5 protein-coding genes and 1 rRNA gene are annotated in these 6,217 nt (G+C 39.4%); all 6 read right to left on the reverse strand.

The window, feature by feature from the left end:
- Positions 1–28: 28 nt before the first annotated feature.
- A complete protein-coding gene (locus AAEU29_RS16750; RefSeq protein ID WP_421974368.1) occupies positions 29–793 on the reverse strand; it encodes a glycosyltransferase family 25 protein in 765 nt (254 codons plus the stop codon).
- Positions 794–853: 60 nt separating this feature from the next.
- Entirely contained in the window at positions 854–2,029 is a 1,176-nt protein-coding gene (locus AAEU29_RS16755; protein ID WP_100914059.1) for a mandelate racemase/muconate lactonizing enzyme family protein, read from the reverse strand.
- A 118-nt stretch (positions 2,030–2,147) separates the two neighbouring features.
- Positions 2,148–2,915, reverse strand: a complete 768-nt coding sequence (locus AAEU29_RS16760; protein WP_421974369.1) for a class II aldolase/adducin family protein — start codon at positions 2,913–2,915, stop codon at positions 2,148–2,150.
- Positions 2,916–3,060: 145 nt separating this feature from the next.
- On the reverse strand, positions 3,061–5,223 hold the full coding sequence (locus AAEU29_RS16765; RefSeq protein WP_421974370.1) for a prolyl oligopeptidase family serine peptidase: 2,163 nt from the start codon (positions 5,221–5,223) through the stop codon (positions 3,061–3,063).
- Between the two features lie 215 nt (positions 5,224–5,438).
- A complete protein-coding gene (locus AAEU29_RS16770) occupies positions 5,439–5,606 on the reverse strand; it encodes a hypothetical protein (protein ID WP_421974371.1) in 168 nt (55 codons plus the stop codon).
- A gap of 498 nt (positions 5,607–6,104) precedes the next feature.
- Positions 6,105–6,217, reverse strand: a 5S ribosomal RNA gene (rrf, locus tag AAEU29_RS16775); the annotation flags it as partial.

Raw genomic sequence — 6,217 nt, forward strand, 5'->3', positions numbered from 1 at the left:
GTGGAATTAGAGCGTTTTTTACAGTAAGTCATAACAAAGACAAAATCACTTTTCGCGCTTTTTGCGTTTGCTTGAAATGATTAAATTTATCGTGAATTTGCTGTACTTTTCGCTTAAAAAAATACTTACGAATAACTTGGTTTTGGCATGCAGCAGTAATTTCGCTGCCCACTTTACCATCTTGCTCAATCAGAAAAGGCATTAGCGAATAAACAGATACGCCCGTTTGCCATGTGCGTTGAATTTGCGTATCAACAGGGCAAGCAAATTGCTCGGTAATAGCTAAAAGCTGTTTAGCAGCATTATAAGTTATAGCTTGCGCACAACAGCCTGTGAGCGGCTTTTTATGAAGTACTAAATCAAACTCTTCATTAACTTGTTTTGTTGCTTTGATAGGTCGGGTGCGATTTTGATAAGCGGCAAGCTTCAATAGTTGCCATTCAAATGTTAGCGATCCAATCGTATTAAACAAAGGAGCAAGCTCACCCACTAACTGAAAGTCATCTTCTAATACAATTGCGTAAGGCAGCTTTTGTTCAACTATTTTTTGCCACGCTAGGCGATGACTTAAGAAACAGCCAATTTCACCATAGCCAAGATTGCGGTAATACTGTTTTGAATTTAATTGTGATGAATAATGCGCTTGAATTTCAGCGTCTGTAAGTTTTGTGCCGTCAATGGCTTGGATAAGTTCAAATTGAATATTTTGCGCCGCTAATCGTTCACTGCTTTTTTTAAGGCGCTCGGTGCTTTTATCAAGATTAATCAGGAATACTTTAGGTTGGTTTAGCATTGTAAAAACGCCAATCTAACAGCTAGGTATTCCTGATTATAATGAGCTTAGTTTACAGTTTTATTTAATCTCAATACGTGGCGATTTCATAATCACTTCATCGTTTAGCTCAATGCCAATACCTGGTGCTTCTGATACTTCGAAGAAACCATTTTTAGGCTGCGGATCTTGAATACATAATTCGCGGTTCCACTTTTTAATTGCATAGGTGTGATGCTCGTGAATTAAAAAGTTTGGAATGGCTGTTTCAAGGTGCAGAGATGCCGCAGTTGCAACAGGGCCGCCACATACATGCGCTTGAATACGCACATCAAAAATATCCGCGTAGTCACATACTTTTTTGGTCTCAGTAAAGCCACCGCACAAACCAATATCAGGTTGTAATACATCAACACTTTGATCTTCAAGGTATGGACGTACACCCCAGCGATTATATAAACGCTCGCCACCGGCAATTGGAACCGCTACTTTATCGGCTACTTTAGCGTGCAGCGAGTGATTTAAGTAGTTCACTGGCTCTTCGTAATACATGCAATCAAACTCTTCAGCGATTTCACCTAGCTGAATCGCCGTAGTTGCACCCGGTAAGCTATGACATTCAAAAATAATATCCACTTCGTCGCCAACCGCTTCACGAATAGCCGCCATACGTGCACGGTAAAGCTTCATTTCGCCACGAGAAATAATCTTAGTGCGCTCGTAGTAAGTGTTGCCATCTTTGTCATACATGATTGGGTCAACTTTAACCGCATCATAACCTTCAGCAATCGCTTTTAATGCAGCTTCTGCGTATTCTTGAGGTTGCACTAGCGCTTTAAACTCATCATCCCAATCAAACTGTAATTGTGATGCATAAGTGCGAAGCTTGTCATTTACCTTACCGCCAAGCAGTTGGTAAACCGGTAAGTTAAGAGCTTTACCTTTGATATCCCAAAGTGCAGTATCAATCGCACTCATCGCAGCATACACCACTGGGCCGCCACCTAAACCCCAAAAACTTTCGCGCAGCATACGCGACCATAATTTTTCAGTTTGGAAAGGGTCGAAACCAATTAAAAACGCTTCAGCAAATTCTTTAATCATATTTGCTGCTGCACTGTGGCCTAGATCATAAGCAAGACCTGCTTCACCAACACCTGAGATCCCTTCGTCCGTATGAATACGAACAAAAACGGGGTTCCATTGCGGACGCTCAGGGCAATGGGTATCAAACACTTCGACGCGAGTTACTTTCATATTTGTTGGGCTCCTAATTATTGTTGCCAAACGTTTAATTTTTACTTTGCACTTTGCAAAGATTTAGAGATTTAAAAGTACTTCAAACCAGTGAAGTACTTTGATGTTTGTTTGCGAATTATTCTGTAAAGCTAGGATCTATACGATACGCTAAACGACGCATTGCTGGCCAAGATTTTTGACCACCGGTACTACCTGTGTGCACCTTGTTTTGCTGATCTTTTACCGTATCTAAAATTGTCTGGTCAATGGCAATAAGTGGCTGGCTAGTTGAAAGCGCCATCACTTGAATTTCACAGGCACGTTGTAAATCAGCCCAACGCATAAAGGCTTCACCAATCGAAGGACCTAAGGTTAATGCACCATGATTAGGCAGCATTAACGTATGTGCATTGCCTAAATCGGCTTGCAAGCGAGATTTTTCTTCAGCATTTACCGCGAGGCCTTCATAACCGTGATAAGCAATATTACTCAATGGGAACATTGCATGCTGTGAAATCGGCTTTAAGCCGCCTTCTAAACTTGAGACCACAATAGTTTCGTTGGTATGCAAGTGAATAACACATTGCGCATCGTGACGCACTTCGTGAATTGCACTGTGAATAGTAAAACCTGCTGGGTTAATCTCAAACGGTGAGTCATCGAGGATTTCACCTTGTAAGTTCACTTTCACCAAGTTTGATGCCGTAATCTCATCAAAGGTTAAACCAAACGCATTTACTAGGTATTCATCTTTACCAGGTAATCGAGCTGAAATATGGGTATAAATAGTATCATCCCAGCCGTAGTAACGAGCTAAACGGTAACAAGCAGCAAGATCGACTCGTAACTGCCATTCTTCATCAGACACTTTGCCTTTGAGATTTATTTCAGGTAATGCAAACATGGATAAGTCCTAATTCGTTAGATGTATAGAAGTCTAAATTAGCAAGCCATAGGTGGCAATGATCTAAGCCAAAGAATTCTGAGTTTTGTGCAAAAAAAAGCGCAAATCAAGTTTGCGCTTTTTCGGATTTAGATAATAGCTTGGATTACAGCTTTTTCACACCCATGTTGTAAAGTGTAAAACCATAAATATCAGCATATTGTTCAATGATTTTGCTTGTAGGCGTACCCGCACCGTGACCTGCATTAGTTTCAATGCGGATAAGCGTAGGATTGCTACCTGCCTGCTTTTCTTGAAGCTCTGCTGCAAACTTAAATGAGTGCGCTGGTACTACGCGGTCATCATGATCGCCCGTAGTTACCATAGTCGCAGGGTATTCAACACCTTCTTTAACATTGTGAACAGGTGAATAGGCTTTTAGGTACTCAAACATTTCTTTGCTTTGCTCAGCTGTGCCATAGTCATACGCCCAACCAGCACCCGCTGTGAATGTGTGGTAACGAAGCATGTCTAAAACACCTACAGCTGGTAAAGCAACTTTGAATAGTTCAGGGCGCTGTGTCATTACTGCACCAACTAGTAGACCGCCATTAGAACCACCATTCACGGCAAGCTTTTCGCTCGATGTATAGTTTTCAGCAATTAAGTACTCTGCTGCAGCAATAAAGTCGTCAAATACATTTTGCTTTTGTAATTGCGTACCCGCTTTGTGCCATTTTTTACCGTATTCACCGCCACCACGAAGGTTAGCAACCGCGTAAATACCGCCTTGCTCTAACCATGCCGCACGCGTTGGGCTAAAGCGTGGTGTTAAGCTTACGTTAAAACCACCATAACCATATAAAATGGTAGGGTTAGAACCATCAAGCTTTAAACCTTTCTTATATGTTAAGATCATAGGTACTTCAGTACCATCTTTCGACTTATAAAATACTTGCTTTGATTCGTACTGTGCAGGGTCAAAATCAGCACCTGATTTACGATAAACTTCGCTAGTGCCTTTTTCGATATTAAACTTAAAAGTTGTACCTGGTGTTTTATAGTTAGTGAAAGAGTAATAAAGCTCTTTATCTTCTTTCTCACCACCAAAACCACCGGCAGTACCGACACCTGGTAGTTCAATATCACGAACCAGCTTACCGTTCATATCGAACTGCTGAACTTTAGAAATCGCATCTACCATGTAGCTAGCAAAAATGTAACCACCACCCGTTGAAACATTTAATACGTTTTCAGTTTCTGGGATTAAGTTTTTCCAATTTTCAGGCGTCGGATTTGTTGCATCAACTGTCACAACACGCTTATTTGGTGCATCTAAGTTAGTTACTAAATAAAGCTTAGCGCCTTCGTTATAAATAACATGAGTATCTGAGTTAGTGTGGTCTAAAATGGTTTCTAACTTGCTATCTGGCTTAGTTAAATCTTTAATAAATAGCTTGTTGCCAGACGTTGATACCGCAGCTGAGATCAATAAGTATTTATCGTCTTCAGTTACATAACCACCCACGTAACGATGCTTCTGATCATCTGTACCACCAAACACAACTTTGTCGTCAGATTGCTTAGTACCTAACTTATGGAAATAAAGTTTGTGTTGATCTGTTTTTGCTGAAAGCTCACTGCCTTCAGGCTTATCGTAACTTGAATAGTAAAAGCCTTCGTTACCAACCCAAGAAAGACCACTAAACTTAACATCAACTAAAGTGTCTTCAATTTGCTTCTTAGTTTCTACATCAATAATGATAACTTTGCGCCAGTCACTGCCGCCTTCAGAGATTTGATATGCAGCTAGAGAGCCATCTTTAGAGAAGGTAATGCCAGCTAAAGATGTTGTACCATCTTCACTGAATGTATTTGGATCTAAGAATACTTCTGGCTCACCACCTTCAACTTGGCGATAAATAACATATTGGTTTTGTAAGCCATCATTTTTGTAAAAGTAAGTGTATTTACCTTCTTTAAAAGGTGCACTTACTTTTTCATAATCCATTAACTTAGTTAAACGCTCTTTTAGCTTGTCGCGGTAAGGAATTTGAGAAAGGTAGTCAAAAGTCACTTTGTTTTGCGTTTTAACCCACTGTGCAGTCTCATCGCTCATATCGTCTTCTAACCAGCGATATGGATCCGCAACCTGTGTTTCAAAGTAAGTGTCTACCACATCACCTTTTTTAGTCTTTGGATAAGTTAGAGCTGTTTGAGTTACGGTTTGTTCAGCCTTCGCTTCAACTTGTACAGTGTCAGCGCTCTTTTCTGCGCCACAACCCACTAAGGCAGTGCACACAGCAAGTGCAAGTGCTTTTTTAATCATGATAATTCCCTTGAGTATATTTAACTACTTAACATATATGAATTAACAATACATTGTCCAGCAAATAAGACCAAGGTAAATTGATTTAGAAACAATAAGATAACTAATTAAAAGCTAATTAATTTTACAATGATTTACTTTCTAATAGACTATGAATAAGGCAAAAAAAAGCCAAGGTATTAACCTTGGCAATAACGAGTCCCCAAACTCGAAAACTATAAATCTGTTGCGTTTGATTTGCCCTTTAAACGTTCAATATCTTTTTTAATTTGTTCAATATAGGGGTCGGTATAATCAAACTGCGAGAATTCTTCCAAACAAGCTAAATAAAAGCTTATTCTGTTTTTTTCAATATCCTTAATATCTTTTTCAAATAGTTCCATCGTTCAGCCGCTCCCTAGCCCTTTGATTATCAATAGTGTAATTAATCAAGATCAATTAAAAAGTACATTTTGCGAAAAAACATCTGCAATAAAAGTGCAACAAAAGTACAAATTCATTAATTACAATAAGTTAGAGCTTTAACTCGAGATATTACGACTAATAAAAAGTTACTAACTACAGTTGAAGTAAGAGATCTCTTACAAACAAATTAGGCATATTTGCAGAATAAAAATTCATGTAATTTAAATAACTTAACCTATAGATGAGAGTCCTTTGAAATAACCGATATCAGTTAACTAAAAATATTAAGTGTTATAACAAGTTTTAAGTATGGCGAAGAGCGAAGTCTGCAACTTGCGTGGATTCAGGATTCAGGATTCAGGATTCAGGATTCAGGATTCAGCAGTATTCTGAAGCCTGGTTGCTTAACTCTAAAATTCTTTAGTGCTCAAACGCAAAAAGCCCGCTCAATGAGCGGGCTTTCTACTTAATTAGGAGCTTGGCGATGTTCTACTTTCACATGGGCGAACCCACACTATCATCGACGCTGTTTCGTTTCACTTCTGAGTTCGGCATGGAGTCAGGTGGTTCCAAAACGCTATGGTCACCA

The organism is Pseudoalteromonas aquimarina (genome assembly GCF_049257255.1).
In the GTDB taxonomy this organism is placed as follows: domain Bacteria; phylum Pseudomonadota; class Gammaproteobacteria; order Enterobacterales; family Alteromonadaceae; genus Pseudoalteromonas.